The sequence below is a fragment of the Vibrio ulleungensis genome (assembly GCF_016900875.1).
In the GTDB taxonomy this organism is placed as follows: domain Bacteria; phylum Pseudomonadota; class Gammaproteobacteria; order Enterobacterales; family Vibrionaceae; genus Vibrio; species Vibrio ulleungensis.
Map to the genome: position 1 here is coordinate 844,843 of NZ_JAFEUM010000001.1, position 18,232 is coordinate 863,074.

Consider the following 18,232-nt stretch of genomic DNA (forward strand, 5'->3'; position numbering starts at 1 on the left):
TACTTTGAGCTAACCGCAGTTATGGAATGACTTATGTTTTCTTACACAATTGACAATGACTTAGAGCTACAGCTGATACACCCTACGTTCGCGCCAAAGATACATCGGCTAGTTTCTGCGCAGCGAGAGTACTTATCTCAATGGTTATTATGGCCTCCGCATTGTACAAAAGAGGAACATTTCAGCGCTTTTATCGAGCAATCTTTACACGACTACGCCACTCAAAAATCCATGGTGTGTTCGATATTTTATCAAGGCGAGTTTGTTGGTAATATTTCGTTTAACAGTGTGTCATTTTCACTAAAAAAAGCAGAAATTGGTTACTGGCTTTCGCAAGAGAAGCAAGGGCTAGGCATCATGAGCAGAGCCGTGAATGCCATGTTAGAAATTGCTTTCGTAAAGATGGAACTGGCTGTGGTGACGATTGCTGCTGCAACCGAGAATAGGAATAGTCGACGAGTCGCTGAGCGCTTAGGCTTTCATTTACAAGGGACCTTGCCTCATTGTGAAAATTTTAACGGTAGGTTAGTCGATCATGCAATTTACTCTATTAAACGAGATGATTGGCTTAACGCGTCACAGTGATTTTGAAACAAGTGACACAATACTTGTGATGCTTCATCTCAAATAGAAAAAGCCCTCAAAAAGAGGGCTCTCAAGTTACATTTGCTTAGAAAGGTATTTTAGTGCGCCTTCAATCGCAGCTACCTGAGCTAAATTGCAGTTGTTTGAATCAACCTTGGGACTATCAGGATAAACCTCCGTCGTGGTGCAAAAGCGAGCGCCGGACAGACCTGCACACAGTGATAGGGCTTTGAGTGGGTAACGGATAACACCTTCTTGCACAACGTCCGAGCCAATGATCTGATTGTTATGATCGGCTGGCGCAATATGAGTAACCTCACGGACGCTGTCAATAATTGCCTTTTGCAGTGCGTCACAAGGCGCCTCACTGTTATCAACTGTATAAAATCCGTCTGGAATCATACCGGCTTCATACTCTTTCCCATCGCGCGCTGCAAGTGCAGGGCGAAACTCAGTTTCATCTGAATCTGTGGTTTCGTGAAGATCGAAGTGTCCATAAACCTCGGTTGAAAGAGCGGCAACCATATCCATTAAGTAGGCGGACTCTTCTGATGGAGAGTCGGTGTAGAACGAACGATTCGGGTCAATGGCGTTTGGGTTCCAGCGATTGACTACTTCATACCCCCAAGGGCTCACGCACGGCACAATGACAAAGTTGAATAATGATTCATAGTGCTGAGCTGATTGTTTAGCAAACAGTAACGCACCTTGAACTCCACTTGTTTCGTAGCCGTGCACACCGCCTGTAATGAGGATGGTGGGGAGGTCGTTTATCCAATTTTTTGACTTAAGGACCATCAGCGGATAACGGACAGCATCAATGGGGAGAGCGCCATATTGCTCTACAGTGTATATATCAGATAATTGATTAATCGGCTCTAACACTTCTTTTAGATAGCTTCTTTTGATGCTTTGCGACTCAAACCATTGAGTTTTATTTGCGGCGGTCCAAGGGGTATTGGCTGTTCCAATTGGGTAAAAGTGTGTCATGGCAATACTTTATTGTTGTTGAGTTATGGTTAGCATATCAGCATTCGTTTTGATTAAGGTAAAACTGAGGTGAATGTTTTACAATACAGCGATCTTAATTAAAAGGACTTGGCTTTGCATTGTTTTAATCCTAAAGCGCATTATTTTTCGGTTAGCGCATTACTCGCAACCAGTTTAGTGTCGACTGCACTCTATGCAGACGATATAACGCCTATCTTTGAGCATGAACCAAATGCCGTGACAGGTGCCATGGACGATGTGATGGCAGTATTTGGTGCCGAGGAAGACTATGACGAGTCAGCAGGTATGGACTCAAGTTATATCCCTGCAATTTACTACACACCAGAAAAAGGTGCAGGTATTGGCCTTTTATACGTTGGCTTGTATGGCAGTACACACGGCGGGACTACTCAGCCATCAACATTGATCTTAAACCCTTATTACTCGTCAAATGGCTCGATGGGTATCACCATCGAAAACAGACACTTTTATCCAAACGATTCTCATCGGTTGTATCTAGATATGGAGATTTACGATGATGCTGGTGCGTATTATGGCGTGGGTTACCAACAAGGTCAGGACCAAAATAACCGACTCAATTACGCTGAGCGCGCGTTCATTGCAGAACCTTCATGGTTAAAGCGTGTAGCGAATAACTATTTCTTAGGTGTTGGGTTGAACTACAACAGCACGCGCGCGACAGATTTCTCGGCCGAAGTGGATGGAGAAGATATGAGTCATGCTATTGATCTCTATCCTAACGTAAGCTGGGGTGGCTCAATTAGCGGCGTGTATGACTCACGAGACAATGTGGCGAACTCTACGCAAGGCGTTCTATTTGATTTGCAAGCTGGTGCTTATCACTCGTCCGAAACGGACAAATGGTTTGGGGAGTACAGTGCCGAATATGCTCAGTATTATGCATTGGGATCCTTTCCTGGTCTGCTTGCATGGCAAGTACAAGGCGAGTTTACCAGTGGAGAGGTGCCTTGGAACCGACTACCAGACCTTGGAGGGGATAATGCCATGAGAGGTTACCTAAAAGGGCGGTACAGAGATAACCAAATGGCAATGACTCAAGTTGAGTATCGAGTTCCTGTTTATTGGCGCTTAGGTATGGTGTTTTGGGGCGGAGTAGGGTCGGTAGCACCAGAAGTAAACCAATTGGGCGACAATGTGCTTACAACCTATGGAACTGGTTTTCGTTTTGCCATCAAAGATAAAGTCAATGTACGGGCCGATATTGGGTTTGCTGAAGATGAAACAGCCTTTTATTTCCACGTAAATGAGGTCTTCTAAGGACTTTTGCTTATTGCATTTTGCAACAGGAGCGCCGCATAATGCAATTGTTTCCGTGAATATTATGTAACCAGATGAATAAAATGTTAATATAGCTCAAATATTGATTAATAATTAAGCGAATATCGCTTGTAATTATTGGCACAGTTTATGAATATATATCAGTGACTTCGATAATCTTATTGTTGAAGTCACCTAGCCAACTGACGTTGTTAGTGAATGTACATTGTTCACACAATAGGTCGAATAGACTTAATCGAACCAATCGCAAATTAGCGGTTGGTTTTTTTTTGCCTGATTTTTAGAGTGATCAATCGTTGTCCGTTGAGTTTGACGTTTATTTGATATACAAATGAGGGGTTACAAACAATCAAGGAAGAGAAGTGATTAAGCATAATACGTATTTTGATGGTGGTGTTCAGTCTTTAGGTTTTACTCAGCAAAGTGACCCTAAAAGCGTTGGAGTGATGATGCCCGGTGAGTATCGCTTCGATACAGCGGCTGCAGAAAAAATGAGTGTCATTAGCGGCGCATTGACGATAAAACTTGAAGGTGCAAACGAGTGGACAACCTTTGCAGACGGTCAAAGCTTTAATGTAAAAGAAAACTCCTATTTTGATCTAAAGGTAGAGCAGCCCACAGCTTACCTATGTGAGTATTTGTAAACAGCACATTGATTTTAAAAGGCCGAAAGGCCTTTTTTTATGTCTGACAGTTAGACACCATCGCTTAAGTTATTGGTTTGACAGCGTTGCAGCTAATACTTATGAATGAGAGTAACGCATTCTGCATTGATTTGGTGCACTTTAACGCACTGTCAATGATTTGTTGCACCGTTGTGATGTTTTGCGTTTGATGCTAAATTCGTAAGTTGTTGTATTATATGGTTATGATATTGTGGCATGAGATTGGCAATACCCTGTTTAGTAACAAAATGATCCATATGAGATCGACGGACTAACAGGGAGAGTTAACATGTCCTATATTGAACCAAAAGAGTTTGCCACCAAAATGGTTGATGCTGGCGAACAAAAAATCTTTATGTCGACCAAAGATACACTAGTTAGGGCTTTTATGGCGGGAGCGATACTCGGGTTAGCTGCCTTTTTCGCCATTACTGTTATTGTACAAACAGGCATGCCAATAGTGGGAGCAATGTTGTTCCCTGTCGGGTTTATCATGCTATACCTAATGAAGTTTGACTTGCTAACCGGTGTGTTTACGCTGGTGCCTCTTGCAGTACTTAACAAGCGTGCAGGATGTACTGTCGATCAAATGCTACGAAACTGGGGTTTAGTCTTTGTTGGCAACTTCGCTGGTGCGTTAACCGTGGCCTTTTTTGCTTCTTTCATTTTGACATACGGTTACAACACAGATGGCGGAACATTAGCGGCCAAAGTAAGTTCAATTGGTGAGTCTCGCACACTTGGCTATCAGGAGCACGGATTTGCAGGTTGGATGACCATCTTCATTCGCGGCATGTTATGTAACTGGATGGTGTCGATGGGTGTTGTTGGCGCGATGATTTCTACATCTGTGAGCGGGAAAATGGCTGCGATGTGGATGCCGGTTATGCTGTTCTTCTTTATGGGCTTTGAGCACTCGATTGTAAACATGTTCTTGTTCCCGTTCTCAATGATTATGGGTGGTGAATTTACGGTTGTTGACTACTTTATTTGGAACGAGATCCCTACAGCCCTAGGTAACCTTGTTGGTGGCTTCTTATTAGTTGGCTTGCCACTTTACTGGACGCACGTAAAAACCAATCCAGAGCGCAAGGTAAACACTTCCGCAAAAGCAAGCTTGTCTTCATAGTAGCGTCCGCTTTGCGATAAATTAAGAAGGGGCATTGCCCCTTTTTCTGTTTTCCTTACTACCTTAAGTGCGAGGAGGCCTATTGAGTCAGTCGTTAGAGTTATACGTTGGAAGCGCGACCAATAAGGGCAATAAACCGGTTAATCAAGATGCGATTGTTTCGGTCATCCCTAAAGAGTCGGTAATTCAAAACAAAGGGGCCGTTTTTGCCGTTGCAGATGGTATTAGCAGTAGTTTAGTCAGTGACCAGGCAAGTCAAACTGCGGTTGCTGCCCTCGCTAATGACTATTATTCGACACCAGACGCTTGGTCTACAAAAAACTCGGCGCTTAAGGTGATAAGCGCAACAAACGCATGGTTGCATGCGCAATCGATGAAAACAGAATCGCGGTTCGATTTAAACACCGGCTATGTGTGCACGTTAAGTGCGTTAATTATTAAATCTCATACAGCGTATATATTTCATTGTGGCGACAGTCGTATCTATCATTTAGCAGCGCCATTACCCGACAAAAAAGCAACCCTGACTCAGTTAACCCAAGATCATCGTACCTATCAAACAACACAGAGCTACCTCGCTAACGCACTGGGTTTGCATTCGCAGATACATCTAGATTTCCAAGAACAGTCAGTTTCTGTTGGAGACTCGTTTCTGTTGGCCAGTGATGGCGTGTTTGATTTTGTCGCAGAGCAAGATATTGTAGATTTAATGAGCCAACTGTCGGCTCACGACTGCGCGCAACAACTAGTGAGTTTGGCGCTAAAAAATGGTAGCGATGACAACCTTAGCGCGGTGGTGGTAGAGGTAAATCAGCTACCTAGTGCCAGCTTTCATGAATTGCAAATGCAAGGGCTTAAAGCTCCAAAACAGGCCGCTGTCGGTCACTCGATTGATGGCTTTGAGCTGATTCGAGAATTGTATGTCAGTAGTCGAAGTCACGTATTTTTAGCATCACGGAAACAGGAAAATGACGACAGGCTATATGCACTGAAAGTTTTGTCGACAGAGCTGAGCAATGATCAAACAGCGATTGAAGCGATGTTGATGGAAGAGTGGGTGGGGCAGCGAGTACGAAATCCACATTTATTGTCCTTTCCCAAACTGGATGCCCCAAAAACGGCTTTGTATGTTGTCAGTGACTTTATTGAAGGGAGCACATTGGAGCGTTGGATGCTCGACAATCCAGAGCCAGACTTAGAAACTGTGCGTCGAATTGTGGCGCAGGTTGCAAAGGGACTCCAAGCTATGCACCGTCAAGAAATGGTCCATCAAGACCTTCGTCCTGCCAATATCATGATTGACGCGCAAGGCACGGTGATGCTCGTTGATTTTGGTGCTACTCGTGTGGCTGGACTTGTCGAAACAGATACTAGACCATCGTTAATCATGGGCACGGCGCAGTACAGTGCTCCTGAGTACTTTTTGGGAGATATTGGTAGCAGTCAATCGGATCTGTTTTCTTTATCCGTGATCACCTACCAGATGCTGACAGGAAAATTACCGTATGGAACTGGCATAGCGAAATGCCATACGTCCAAACAGCTACAGAGCCTCCAGTATGTGCCACTCGCAAGCCATAGGGATGATGTTCCTAACTGGGTCGACTACTGCATTAAAAAAGGTTGTGATTTACGACCTGACAAAAGACAGTTAGAAGTGTCGGAGTTTGTGAATGAGTTAGAGGCGCCAAGTTTAGACAGTCGGCAGCACCGCGCATTACCGATAATTGAAAAAAATCCAATCATGTTTTGGCAACGCTGCTGTTTGGTACTGTTTGTGATGTTACTTGCGGCATTGTGGCATTGAAGAAGCGGTGAGTTTGTTGTTCGGTTTACCTAGGTAAACAAATAAATGGGAGGCGCTAGACCTCCCATAGTGTAGGCTCATATACCTTACATCGTGTTTTATGCGCCTATAATGCCGCCATCATCACGAGTAACTACCATTACTGTCGAACGAGGCTTTGTTGAGCCTCCTTGGGGGAAATGAGAGGGAGCGCCACGCTCTCCTGGATGTTGGACACCAACAAACATCGCCGTGCTATCACTAGAAAATGCCAATCCAGTTATTTCGCAAGCAATAGGGCCAGTCGCAAAGCGTTTGATTTCTCCTGAGATCGGGTCGCCGCAAAGCATCTGATTGTTACCCTGTCCAGCAAAGTCCCCTTCGTTAGAATAGTTGCCATCTGTTTGGATCCAAAGTCTTGCGTCTTGATCAAACCCAATCCCGTCGGGACTGTTAAACATGTTGTTTGCATTAACGTTAGGGCTACCACCATACAGATTGCCCTCATGTACTGTCGGGTTACCCGCTATGACATACAGATCCCACTTAAACGAATCGGACGTATGATCATTGTTTGTCGGCATCCAACGAACAATTTGTCCATAATGGTTTTCTGCTCTTGGGTTTGGTCCGCCAACAGGTTGATTCTCTTTGACGCCACGATTCTTGTTGTTGGTTAAAGTACAAAATACATGCTGGCCTTTAGGGTGTACCGCAACCCACTCTGGTCTATCCATAGTGGTTGCGCCCACGACCGTTGCAGCGCGACGCGCAAAGATCATAACTTCGGCTTGGTCATTGAAACCATTGTCTTTGGTTAAGCCATTTTTACCATACGTTAGTTCAAGCCATTCGCCACTGCCTTGTAACGCATTCTCGTCCATACTGAACTTGGCTACGTACAGAGTGCCTTCCTCAAGCAATTCTCTATTGGCTGAATCATTACCTTGTTGGTAGCGATTCTTAGAAACAAACTTATAGAGGTGTTCACCGCGTTCGTCATCACCCAAATAAACCACTACATGCCCATCTGAATTCACGTGCAGGGCGGCATTTTCGTGTTTAAAGCGTCCCAAGGCTGTGCGCTTAAGTGGCGTTGACTTAGGATCGTTAGGATCTATTTCTACGACCCATCCGTGTCTATTCGGCTCTTGTGGATTTTTCGCAACGTCGAATCGTGGGTCAGACTTATGCCACTGATACCTTGTATCGCCAGTCTTAACGCCATACCTTGCGTGGTCTTCAGTAAGCTCTGCGCTGCTGTCGCTACCAAAATAACCGTGGAAGTTTTCTTCACAGGTTAGGTAAGTACCCCAAGGCGTTTGCCCGTTTGCACAATTATTAAATGTACCAAGCGCTTTAGTACCGGTTGGATCTGCCGATGTTTTTAATAACGTATGTCCCGCCGCTACGCCGGTTATGGTCATTGGTGTATTTGCCGTTATGCGTCTATTGCGCATGCCTTGCTTATCGACCTTCCACTGGCCATCGACTAGCTCTATTTCAACGATGGTAACACCATGGGCTGCTTGCGCTTTTTTCACGTCGTCTGCGGTCATTTGTTTGCCTTGATGCGCAAACAAATATTCATAGTTCGTGTATTCATTGTTGATTGCGAGCACTGCTCTAGTTGACGAGATCGCGAAGAAGTTCATGCCATCAGTATTATCACCAAACTGTTGCGATTGCGCTTTAGAGTCTTGTTGGCCATCTTGAGAAAATTCTGGGGCAGAAGGAAAGATTGGATCGCCCCAAGCAAGTAGAGGGGTAGCAGTATAGCCTTTAGGGACAATGAAATTATCGCTCGTTGATGCGGGAATAGGCTCAAAATTAAGCAATGGCGATTGAGATGACGCCATCGCCGATGCGATAGGGTTCGCCGCCAAAAATACACCTGCACTGGCCGCACCTGTGCCTGTAATAAAACGGCGGCGGGTTAATTGGGCATCCACCATCTGAGTAAATTGTGAGTCACCGTGTTCTCGCTTCCACATAGTATGTCCTTATTAAAATAGTGTAATAATCAGAGCACTAAAGTAGAGGAGGTAAGTGACGAATCGGTGAACTAAATATTGCGATTTGGTAACAAACACATATTTGGTTACTTTATTTGTCGCCGTATTGAGCTGGTGCATTGTGTAGACAATCTGGACATAGGCAAAGCGAGTTTTTTGTTGTGACGGAGGCGGTCTTCTTAATATCAACATCAAAGCACCAACACTCATTTTGACCCAGGCTTACACCACAAAATAAACGACAGCCGCACTGAGGGCAGTTGTGCCCGTCGTAAGGAGTCTCGTTTGAAGTACTGACTTCAGCGGGATCAACGACGCTTACATGGGCACTCGTTAGGTTATTTAAGGTGGTGGATTTGGATGATGACATTAAAATGGCTACTGTTCAGGTTAGGTTCATAATTGTCGTGCGACACTGCGTAGCATAGTTAATGTGCTCGTAAGCACATCGTATAACTCGCAATTAAGGAGCCCTTATGAAACAGAAGATAGTGTCGTATCTCTCTATGTTGTGTGGCATTTTACTGAGTATAGTGATGATTAGCATCAGTTTTGTACTCATTGTTCCGTTACTCGTTATTGGGGCCGGTATTGCCGCATACAAGATCCATCAAATTAGAAGCACCTACCAATTCGACTCTGAGAACGCAACAACAAGCAGCCGAGTCTTAGAAGGTGAATACGAAAAAGTGAAGGATTGATTGTGTTTAATTGCCAAATTCAGGTAACGTAATCCCAACATTATTTAGTCATATTCGCTGATTACCCGTATTTTGAGGAGTTTAGTATGCACGCGAAGGTAAAATGGACCGATGGATTACAATTTGTAGGTCAATCTGCTTCTGGTCATTCCATTGTTATGGATGGTTCTGGCGGGAAGAGTGCGCCAAGTCCTATGGAGATGGTATTGATGGCCGCTGGAGGATGCAGTTCGGTGGATGTTATTGCTGGGCTCAAAGCTGATGAGCAAAAAGTAACGGATTGCGTCGCTGAGCTAACCACCGAAAGAAAAGAGAGCGCACCAAGAGTGTTTACGACAGTCCATGTACATTTCACGGTAACCGGAGAGTCACTTGACGAAGCCTGTGTGTCGAGAGTCGTTAAGGACTCGCTGGAGAAGTTCTGTTCTGTTTGCTTAATGCTGCAAGGCACTGTTCCAATGACTCACTCTTACGAAATTAAAAGTGCCTAGGTGACGTTGTCACCTAGGCACGGGCTTGCTATCTAAACCGCTGTCGGTGACTAACTTTAACGTCTTCTGCGCTGCTTACTTCTAGCAGCGCCAATTCCAATGAGTCCCAATGCAAAGATTGCTAAGCTAGCAGGTTCCGGAATATCAATAGATTGTGTAGCAAAGGGTAAGCTACGAGATACATTGAGTTTATACCGCTCGCCTTGTTGCGTGGCTTGGCCGTCTTGGTCAAAGCCAAAACCGTCCTCATCAGCATAGGTGTAAAATTTTCCAACGCCGACGACAAATAAGCCACTGGTTTCAAAGGTCCAAGAGAACATTGGATCAAAGATATGATTGCTACCTTTGTCGCTAGACAACCAAGTCCTACTGCAATCTAGCTCGCCACCGTTGTCGCTGTAACAGTCATCTTGCTCGTGAAGGAGCACCCCCTCTAAAGCCCAAAGCCCTAATTCGGTATTGACAGAGCGCCGTTTACTCATTCCTCTATCTATGTCAAATATATAGTCTTGGCCGGCAAAGGCTTCAAATACATAGTAATCGTAGGTGCCGTTTCCTCTACCTTTGATCGAAACCCACTCCCAATCAGAGACACCGCTGTTTTCAACGCGTCGTTTATAGTCATTTGAAAAGAAGTCTTCTAAATTTTGCGCTTGGTTAAAGTTATTATTTCTCTCAACCTCCCTAATGACACTTGCGTGAGCGCTTAGTGTAAGGGTTGAGCTTGCTAAAAGTAGTATTAAGAGTTTGTTCACTTCATCTTCCTTAACTAGCTGACTAGTTAAGATGTAAACTGCAAGTATTAGACCGTTACCTATCTATCTGATTTAAAAGTAATATAATTTTTCTAGCACTACAGTATGTCATGTTTTTCGACACTTTGACTGCACACTTTTACAAAAAACACGCCGTTTTTGCATCTTAGCGTCCCAATAATAGTGATGACTCGTTCTCAAGCGGTTTTCTTTTGGTTCTAGTACCCTTATTCTTAAAGACTAAGAATGGACCTCTATTAGGTATTTTGGTGATTGTGTTGTTTCAGCGGTTAAAACTCGTACTCTTTATTGTTTTGGTTAGTATTTTTTCGGGATGTGCAAGCATTGATGGCCAGCAGTTACTCGAAAAAAGTGAAACGACTCACCTTGGATATCAGTCTTCTAGTGCACTCGCAAAGAAGTTAGCCCCTCGCCACGATATTGGCGACGCAGACACAGGTTTTTATCCACTAAGCCATGGTCATGACGCACTTTTAGCCAGACTGGCACTTATCGAAAATGCGCAGTTTAGTTTGGACGTTCAGTACTATATTTATAGGTCGGATGAAACGGGAAACCTTATAACATGGCGCCTGTTTGAAGCCGCAGAGAGAGGCGTGCGAGTAAGACTTTTGCTAGACGACATGCAAAAGCGCAACGACGAACATATTGCCCATTTAAATGCCCACCCAAATATCGAAATTCGCCTGTTTAATCCTCATCAATTTCGTAATGCTCGAATCACTTCAATGGCGACGGATTTTGAGCGTTTAAATCGTAGGATGCATAATAAATCCATTACCGCAGACTCTGTGGCTTCTATTGTCGGAGGTCGAAACGTGGGTAACGAGTACTTCTCTGTGAATACCGTTGTCGATTTCGGGGATTTTGACATGCTGTTGTACGGAAAGGCAGTGGAAGAAACCTCCGAACAGTTTGATGAATACTGGAATAGCCTTTATGCCGTCCCCATGGAGCTGATCTTTGCAGGTGCAAGAGCCGTGACTGAAGAAGAAATGAACGAAATGGCCGAAGAATACGGTTTGCATCAGAAATTTAGTGAAGGTGAATACGACATAACTCAGCTAGAGCTCTACCAGCAAATGAGCAGTGGCCATTTTGCGCTATTTTGGGGACAAGCCGAAGTTTGGTACGACTTACCGCAAAAAGTTGAAGGCTCGAGTAGTGAGTTGGTTTTGCATTTGTCCGGTGCACTGGCCAACACACAAGAAAAAGTGATGTTTGTTTCGCCCTATTTCGTGCCCACAGAATATGGCACTCAACAGATGGTAAAGGCGGTTAAACGAGGTAAAAAAATCACCATAATTACCAACTCTTTGGCGTCTAACGATGTGTTTGCGGTGCATGGGTGGTACGCAAAGTATCGAGAAGACCTTGTAAGAGGCGGCGTGGAAATTTGGGAGCTCAAAGACAATGCAGACCTGGATAATCAGTGGTCGATTACAGGTAGTAGCACGTCAAGCTTGCACGCGAAAGTGATTATGTTTGATCGTAGGAAAATGTTTGTGGGCTCGATGAATTTTGATCCTCGCTCTCTTGATCTAAACACCGAAATGGGGGTATTGATTCACAATGCGGAGTTTACCGATGAAGCCGTAAGCGAGATACGTCAATACCTGCCTGAAATTGCCTATCAGTTGCAACTTGAAGATGACGAATTGGTGTGGAAGGATCATCAAAACGATCAAACATATACTCAAGAACCTAATGCCGGTTTGTTGTTAAGAATGGGTGCATGGTTTGCAGGCATATTGCCCATAGAGCACTTGTTATAATTTGACCATCTTGTGCTCGTTGGAAACAAGTTAGCCCCCTAGTGACACTAGGGGGCCCAAGATCACGAAAGGCCGATAACATCTCCGTTTTGGTCAATATCGAGATTCATATACGAAGGACGATCTGAAAGTCCAGGCATCGTCATGATGTTGCCACACACGGCGTAAATAAAACCGGCACCAGCACAAAGCTTTAACTCGTTTACTTCTAAAGTAAACCCGCGTGGTGCCCCTTTTATTGAAGGATCGCCGGATATGGAAGCAGGCGTCTTAGCCATGCACAACGCCAGCGAATGATAACCTTGAGCAGTTAGTTGCTGTAATTGCTTTTTAGCCTGATCGCTAAGCACGACATTTGATGCGCCATAGCCAACCTCGGCAATTTTCATGAGCTTTTCTTCGAGAGTTTGGGAAAGTGAATAAAGAGGCTGGAACGCAGTCGGTGTTTGACACTGTTTTATCACTTTCTCAGCTAACTGAAGAGCACCTTCGCCACCTTGTGAAAATGCGTCACTAATGGCTACTTCAACAGGGTAGTTTAATGCTTTAACCATCTTCACCAGCTCATTTAGCTCTTGCTCGCTGTCTTGAGGAAAACGGTTGATTGCAATCACTGCAGGGATCCCGTAACGAGTGACATTGTTAATGTGCCACTTGAGGTTTTCAAAACCTTTTAGCAACGCATCCTTGTTTGGCTGGTAAAGCTCTTTAGGTATGGGTTGGCCAGGTTGCAGGCTTATGTTGCCGCTGTTAGCTTTTAGGCCACGAAGTGTCGCGACAATCACGGCACAATCTGGTGACTGACCAGAGGCCTGCGCTTTAATATTGCACGCTTTTTCAAACCCCATATCGGAGCCAAATCCAGCTTCAGTCACCGTATAATCACTTAAGCTTGTTGCTAGATTGTCGGCGATGACAGATGAGTTGCCGTGCGCAATATTGGCGAAAGGACCTGAATGAATGAGTGTTGGAACCCCTTCAAGGGTTTGCATCAGTGTGGGCTCAATGGCTTCTTTCATTGTTACCGTCATGGCGCCAGCTACTTGCAAATTTTCTGCAGTAACGGGCTCGCCTTGCAGATTGTAGGCTAACACTACTTTGCCAATTCGTGTTCTTAAATCATGGATGTCAGAGGCCAAAGCCAGAATAGCCATAAGCTCTGAAGCGGCTGAAATATCAAACCCATCTTCGCGCTCATATCCATTGACGGTTTTACCTAATTCGTTTTGGCCAACAGTAATTCGGCGTAGGGCACGATCGTTATGATCTAGTACACGCTTCCAAACGACTTTATCAATTTTTAAAGCGGTCATTCCGGTGCGAGCTTCGAATGCTTCGTAACCTTGCCTTTGTTCGTGGTAAATTCTGGCATCTAATGCTGCGGCAGCAAGGTTGTGAGCACTGGTCACGGCATGTATGTCACCGGTTAGGTGCAAGTTCAGCGACTCCATTGGCGCGACTTGTGAGAAGCCTCCGCCTGCAGCGCCGCCTTTAATACCAAAAATTGGGCCCATAGATGGTTGTCTAATACAGGCCATCACCGAATGTTGGAGCTTGGCAATACCTTGGGCCAATCCAATGGTTGTAACGGTTTTCCCTTCGCCCAATGGCGTAGGTGTAATTGCGGTGACAAGTATGAGTTTTCCTTTAGCGTGTGTCTGACAACGTTTTAACGCTTTTAAAGAAATTTTTGCTTTGTATGTTCCATGACTGACAACTTCCGTGTCTAAAAAGCCTGCTTGGCGAGCGATGGTGTTAATTGAGCTAAGTGGCGTGGTTCGACAGATTTCGATGTCAGATAGCATAGACCCCTCATAAATACTAAATTTGGCTAGGTAAACGTTTGCGTGGGAATAATAACCCCTACTTTTATGTTGTAAAGTGCTTTTTGGTAAGTGAAATCGGTTGTTGACGATAAAGGGGACAATGATGGATTACTTGTCATAAGAAATAAGATGTCTCATATCGCAAAGGTAATGGTGTGATTCGTTACATTGCACTCGAAAACTGAAACACAGGGTAATTTCTTTGATTCAGTACTTAGTTGCACGGACTTTGGTCTTGTTGGACGTACGACTAAGTTGTTGCTCTCCCCATACCGTTATCGAAGGTGAATGCGTCATCCTATACTGACGTAGTTTTCCAAGGAGCGATTCGGATTATGTGGGGAGGGCACTTTTCAATTAGAAATTAGATCGCGCTATGCCGCATAAGAACCCTTTGTGGTTCTTTCCGAGAGACCTTGCCCTCGTTGCATGGTGATACCGTAATAATTTCTAGGTTATTCTTACACCAAATCTTCGGGTTGATAGTACCTCACCGTACCCTTACCTATGCCTACTGAGTGACCTCCTTCAGTAGGTTTTTTTTAATCCAATGTTTTCTTAAAGCGTTTGGCTGCCACTAAAAGCCCAACAACAGTAAACAATGCTAGCCATAGGGTATCGCGCCATAGCTCGCCAAGGTCTGCGCCTCGTAACACAATCCCTCTAATCAAACGCATAAAGTGAGTCGCGGGTAAGGTTTCCGCAATCCATTGTGCAATGACTGGCATCCCTTCATAAGGAAACATAAAGCCGGAAAGTAATATAGAAGGAAGCAGAACGAAAATGGTCATCTGCATCGATTGAAGTTGGGTCTTGGCGATGGTGGAAATAACCAGTCCAAGGGCTAGGCTTGCGGAAATAAACAGTAGGGTGCCCAAAAAGATTTGCGATACATCGCCGTTAATCGGTACGTCGAAAATGACGTATCCGAGCCCTAAAATGATCACTACCTGAACCAAACCAATAAAAATATAAGGGATGATTTTGCCCAACATCAATTCTATCGAACGCACAGGTGTGGTGATTAGCAGCTCAATATTGCCTCGTTCACGCTCTCGAACGATGGCAACGCTGGTAAACAATATCATCGTCATGGTTAGGATAACTCCAAGCAAACCAGGAACAATATTGACTGCAGAGCGACGACTTGGGTTGTAATATAGCGTCACTTCGAAGGTTTTTTGAGCTTGCGGCCTGACTTCAAAATCAAAGTCTACGAGAGGCATCGATTGCAATCCTAAAATCGCAGCACTAACCGCAGTGTCCGTCCCGTCAACTATCCAATGCCCTAAAATTCGACCTTGCATAAGCCGCTGCGTCAAATCGTTTGGCAAGATTAGCGCCGCTCGGATCTCTCCGGTTTTAATCGCTTGTTCTGCTTCTTCGGCAGTTGCGAATGTGTGGGTGACATCAACAACTTGAGTTACTTTTACAGACTCGGCTAAGATTCTTCCTGCGGTGCTCTCACTTTGATCGACAATGGCCACGGGAATATTGCGTATATCGGTATTGATCGCAAACCCAAACAGTAACAGCTGGATCAATGGGATCATTACAACCATGCCAAAGGTGAGTTTATCTCTAGATAACTGTCTTATCTCTTTAGACATTATGGCACTAAGGCGCCTAATTCCATTCATTGGCGACCCTCTCCAGTGACGGTTACAAATACGTCTTCTAGGCTAGGCCTCGCAATGGTTAACTCAGCGTGATTTAAATAGGGAAAACGCATAGTGAGCCAATGTGTTGGATCTGCAATGGACTGATCAATCAGTATCCTCAATCGAATACCGAGTTGAGCGGCAGAGATAACCTCAGGGTAGGGTAACAGTTGTTCTTTTAGCTGGCGCAGTTTATCGGCCTTAACTTCAACTACGGTAACGCCCATAGTATTCATTAGCGTTTCAGGCTCTCCATCGGCTTTAATCACCCCAGAATCCATGATGGCAAGTCGATGGCATCGTTCTGCTTCATCCATATAGTGAGTAGTGACTAAAATGGTTGTGCCTTGCTCAGAAAGGTCGAACAGCTGCTCCCAAAAATCACGTCGATTTTCAGGATCGACCGCGGATGTTGGCTCATCTAAAAAAAGCAGCTCTGGGCTGTGCATTGTTGCGGCGGCGAGGGATAACCGTTGTTTTTGTCCGCCGCTCATTCCCGCGACTCGTTGCTTGGCTAAACTGTTCAGGCCATAGGTTGAAAGCTGTTGGTTAATTCGATGAGTGAGTGTCTTTTTTGGTAACCCATATATCTTGCCAATAAACTTTAGATTTTCATCTACGGTCAGGTCATCAAACAGTGAGAACTTCTGAGTCATGTAGCCGATTTTTTGGCGTAATTGTTCTGTTTGTTTTGGAACTTGAAGCCCCAAAACATCAACCTGACCTTCACTAGGGCTCAGTAGGCCAGTAAGCACTCTAATGGTTGTCGACTTTCCGCAACCATTAGGGCCCAAAAAGCCGTAAATACTCCCAGTTGGTACGGATAAATTAATATCGTTGATAGCGGTAAAGTCACCAAATCGTTTTACAACTTTCGTTGCTTGGATCGCGAATCCGTTCATACGCTACTCCAAATCAACTTGCGCTGGAATACCGGAAGGCAATACTGCAGCAGATTCGTCTAAATCGACTTCCGCAAGGTAAACGAGTCGCGAACGCTCATCTTCGGTTAGCGCGTAATAGGGGGTGAATGATGGTTCAGTAGCAACCCAACGTATTGTTCCAGTAAAAGGCGATTCAACGCCATCGATACGGACAGTCACTTCCTTATCGACGACAAAACTTACCCTATGGGACGCGGGAACATAGACCCTTGCGTAAGGGATCCGATTGCCTTGAATAACTGCCACTATAGAGTTTATTGGTACTCGTTCGCCAAGGTTATAGGGCAGGGTATCGAGAATCCCATCACGGGTCGCAATGATAGTTAACTCATCTAACTTTTGTTGCTGAAGCCGTAACTCGGCTTGAGCTGCTTCCAATTCCGCTTGCGCTTGGGCTATTTCTTCAGGACGAGCGCCTGCAGTAAGCTTACTAAACTCTTCTTTGGCAGAGTCCAACTCGGCAATTGCGGTGTCACGAGCGGCTATAGCGCTATCTTTTTCTGATTGACTGACGACTTTTTTAGCCACCAACTCAGATTGGCGAGTATAGTTTTTTTCCGCTTGCGTTAGTCGAGCTTCTGAGCGTGATACTCGCGCTTGCGCCGCGGCTATATCTTCAGGCCGCTCACCATTGGTCAGTTTTAGTAGCTGAGCTTGCGCCTTTGCAACTAGAGCAAAGGAGTGTGCCACGACCGCTTCTTGACTGCGAGTATCGAGTTGAACGAGGACTTGGCCTTTTACAACACTGCTTCCTTCCTTAACGGGTTGCTCACGAATAATCTCGTTAGCAGTAGCTATAAAGGTTACGCGGTCACGCTCTATTGTGCCCAGTGCTTGCGTGGGTTTATCACCAAAACATCCGCTTAATATCACTGAGATAAAACCGATAGCGACCCAGTTCGTTTTCTGGAATTTCATACAGTACCCTGATAAACACAAGTATTGGTTTACTATATAGAATTCAACTGCTAATTAGTGTGTTAGTCCGCTGATTTTCAGTTGAAATTGTTTTTATGCTCGTTGTCTCACTATGAGATATTGTTATGAAAATCGGCAAACGTACTATGAATCATCTGACTTCTAATAGATGGTAACTAATGAAAAATCTTCTACTCGTTGAATGGCAAACTCTGCATAACCAATATCACGATTACGATAAGCTTTCTCAATGGATTAAACTCAGTGCGACAGTGCTATTTGTTATCACGTATCTGATGCATGGCCACTGGGTCATAACTATTGGTCTTGTCGGATTATTGTGGTTGCAAGAAGCAATGCTAAAAACGTTCCAATCAAGAATTGAGTTCAGGCTGCTAGCTGTTGAGCAAATGGTTGAAGGTGGATCTGACGTTATGTCTTCTCCCTTACAATTACACAGTCAATTTTCGAAACGACGCCCATCACTTTCAGGGTTAATTAAAGATAACTTCAAGCAGTCGCTAAGACCGACTGTGGCGATATTTTACTTAACTCTTATGGCACTCACTGTGTTGAGTATGTTGTTGCAATAAATTGATGTAACTACGTGAGATTCATAAAAATATAGACAGTTGTCACACTCAGATTGG

Annotated in this window: 17 protein-coding genes; 9 read left to right on the top strand and 8 right to left on the bottom strand. The window is 44.6% G+C overall.

Annotated elements, in window-relative coordinates; translation table 11 throughout:
* Positions 1 to 33 precede the first annotated feature (33 nt).
* A complete protein-coding gene (locus JQC93_RS03895) occupies positions 34 to 585 on the top strand; it encodes a GNAT family N-acetyltransferase (RefSeq protein ID WP_205157134.1) in 552 nt (183 codons plus the stop codon).
* A gap of 75 nt (positions 586 to 660) precedes the next feature.
* Here JQC93_RS03895 and JQC93_RS03900 read toward each other — a convergent pair whose 3' ends face one another.
* A complete protein-coding gene (locus JQC93_RS03900; protein WP_205157135.1) occupies positions 661 to 1,575 on the bottom strand; it encodes a M14 family metallopeptidase in 915 nt (304 codons plus the stop codon).
* A gap of 114 nt (positions 1,576 to 1,689) precedes the next feature.
* Here JQC93_RS03900 and JQC93_RS03905 point away from each other — a divergent pair, with 114 nt between their 5' ends.
* The 4 genes from JQC93_RS03905 (at position 1,690) to JQC93_RS03920 (ending at position 6,496) form a co-directional block, all read left to right on the top strand.
* Positions 1,690 to 2,874 carry a BamA/TamA family outer membrane protein gene (locus JQC93_RS03905; RefSeq protein WP_205157136.1) on the top strand — a complete coding sequence of 395 codons (1,185 nt, stop codon included), beginning with the start codon at positions 1,690 to 1,692 and terminating at the stop codon, positions 2,872 to 2,874.
* 383 nt (positions 2,875 to 3,257) lie between these two features.
* Positions 3,258 to 3,539: a pyrimidine/purine nucleoside phosphorylase gene (gene ppnP / locus JQC93_RS03910; RefSeq protein WP_205157137.1), complete on the top strand. Its 282-nt coding sequence runs from the start codon at positions 3,258 to 3,260 to the stop codon at positions 3,537 to 3,539.
* A gap of 310 nt (positions 3,540 to 3,849) precedes the next feature.
* On the top strand, positions 3,850 to 4,689 hold the full coding sequence (locus JQC93_RS03915) for a formate/nitrite transporter family protein (RefSeq protein WP_205157138.1): 840 nt from the start codon (positions 3,850 to 3,852) through the stop codon (positions 4,687 to 4,689).
* 82 nt (positions 4,690 to 4,771) lie between these two features.
* Positions 4,772 to 6,496 (top strand): bifunctional protein-serine/threonine kinase/phosphatase, encoded by a 1,725-nt coding sequence (locus tag JQC93_RS03920; RefSeq protein ID WP_205157139.1) that lies wholly within the window; start codon positions 4,772 to 4,774, stop codon positions 6,494 to 6,496.
* Between the two features lie 98 nt (positions 6,497 to 6,594).
* Here the strand turns inward: JQC93_RS03920 and JQC93_RS03925 are convergent, their stop codons facing one another.
* Entirely contained in the window at positions 6,595 to 8,469 is a 1,875-nt protein-coding gene (locus tag JQC93_RS03925) for a PhoX family protein (protein ID WP_205157140.1), read from the bottom strand.
* A gap of 112 nt (positions 8,470 to 8,581) precedes the next feature.
* A complete protein-coding gene (locus JQC93_RS20495) occupies positions 8,582 to 8,860 on the bottom strand; it encodes a cysteine-rich CWC family protein (protein ID WP_205157141.1) in 279 nt (92 codons plus the stop codon).
* 106 nt (positions 8,861 to 8,966) lie between these two features.
* Here JQC93_RS20495 and JQC93_RS03935 point away from each other — a divergent pair, with 106 nt between their 5' ends.
* Together JQC93_RS03935 and JQC93_RS03940 are read left to right on the top strand one after the other, a co-directional pair.
* Complete coding sequence (locus tag JQC93_RS03935; protein ID WP_205157142.1) at positions 8,967 to 9,191, top strand: hypothetical protein; 225 nt, start codon at positions 8,967 to 8,969, stop codon at positions 9,189 to 9,191.
* An 86-nt stretch (positions 9,192 to 9,277) separates the two neighbouring features.
* A complete protein-coding gene (locus JQC93_RS03940; RefSeq protein ID WP_205157143.1) occupies positions 9,278 to 9,682 on the top strand; it encodes an OsmC family protein in 405 nt (134 codons plus the stop codon).
* A gap of 56 nt (positions 9,683 to 9,738) precedes the next feature.
* Here JQC93_RS03940 and JQC93_RS20440 read toward each other — a convergent pair whose 3' ends face one another.
* Positions 9,739 to 10,437, bottom strand: a complete 699-nt coding sequence (locus JQC93_RS20440; RefSeq protein ID WP_205157144.1) for a PEP-CTERM sorting domain-containing protein — start codon at positions 10,435 to 10,437, stop codon at positions 9,739 to 9,741.
* Positions 10,438 to 10,715: 278 nt separating this feature from the next.
* On the opposite strand from JQC93_RS20440, the gene JQC93_RS03950 reads away from it, so the two are divergent.
* Entirely contained in the window at positions 10,716 to 12,233 is a 1,518-nt protein-coding gene (locus tag JQC93_RS03950; RefSeq protein ID WP_408068586.1) for a phospholipase D family protein, read from the top strand.
* 62 nt (positions 12,234 to 12,295) lie between these two features.
* On the opposite strand, the gene JQC93_RS03955 is transcribed toward JQC93_RS03950, so the two are convergent.
* The 4 genes from JQC93_RS03955 to JQC93_RS03970 form a co-directional block, all read right to left on the bottom strand.
* Complete coding sequence (locus tag JQC93_RS03955) at positions 12,296 to 14,038, bottom strand: formate--tetrahydrofolate ligase (protein ID WP_205157145.1); 1,743 nt, start codon at positions 14,036 to 14,038, stop codon at positions 12,296 to 12,298.
* A gap of 563 nt (positions 14,039 to 14,601) precedes the next feature.
* A complete protein-coding gene (locus JQC93_RS03960) occupies positions 14,602 to 15,699 on the bottom strand; it encodes an ABC transporter permease (RefSeq protein ID WP_205157146.1) in 1,098 nt (365 codons plus the stop codon).
* Complete coding sequence (locus JQC93_RS03965; RefSeq protein ID WP_205157147.1) at positions 15,696 to 16,622, bottom strand: ABC transporter ATP-binding protein; 927 nt, start codon at positions 16,620 to 16,622, stop codon at positions 15,696 to 15,698. Before JQC93_RS03965 ends, JQC93_RS03960 begins: the two co-directional genes overlap by 4 nt.
* A 3-nt stretch (positions 16,623 to 16,625) precedes the next feature.
* Entirely contained in the window at positions 16,626 to 17,582 is a 957-nt protein-coding gene (locus tag JQC93_RS03970; protein WP_205157148.1) for an HlyD family secretion protein, read from the bottom strand.
* Between the two features lie 179 nt (positions 17,583 to 17,761).
* Here JQC93_RS03970 and JQC93_RS03975 point away from each other — a divergent pair, with 179 nt between their 5' ends.
* Positions 17,762 to 18,175 (top strand): hypothetical protein, encoded by a 414-nt coding sequence (locus tag JQC93_RS03975; RefSeq protein ID WP_205157149.1) that lies wholly within the window; start codon positions 17,762 to 17,764, stop codon positions 18,173 to 18,175.
* Positions 18,176 to 18,232 lie beyond the last annotated feature (57 nt).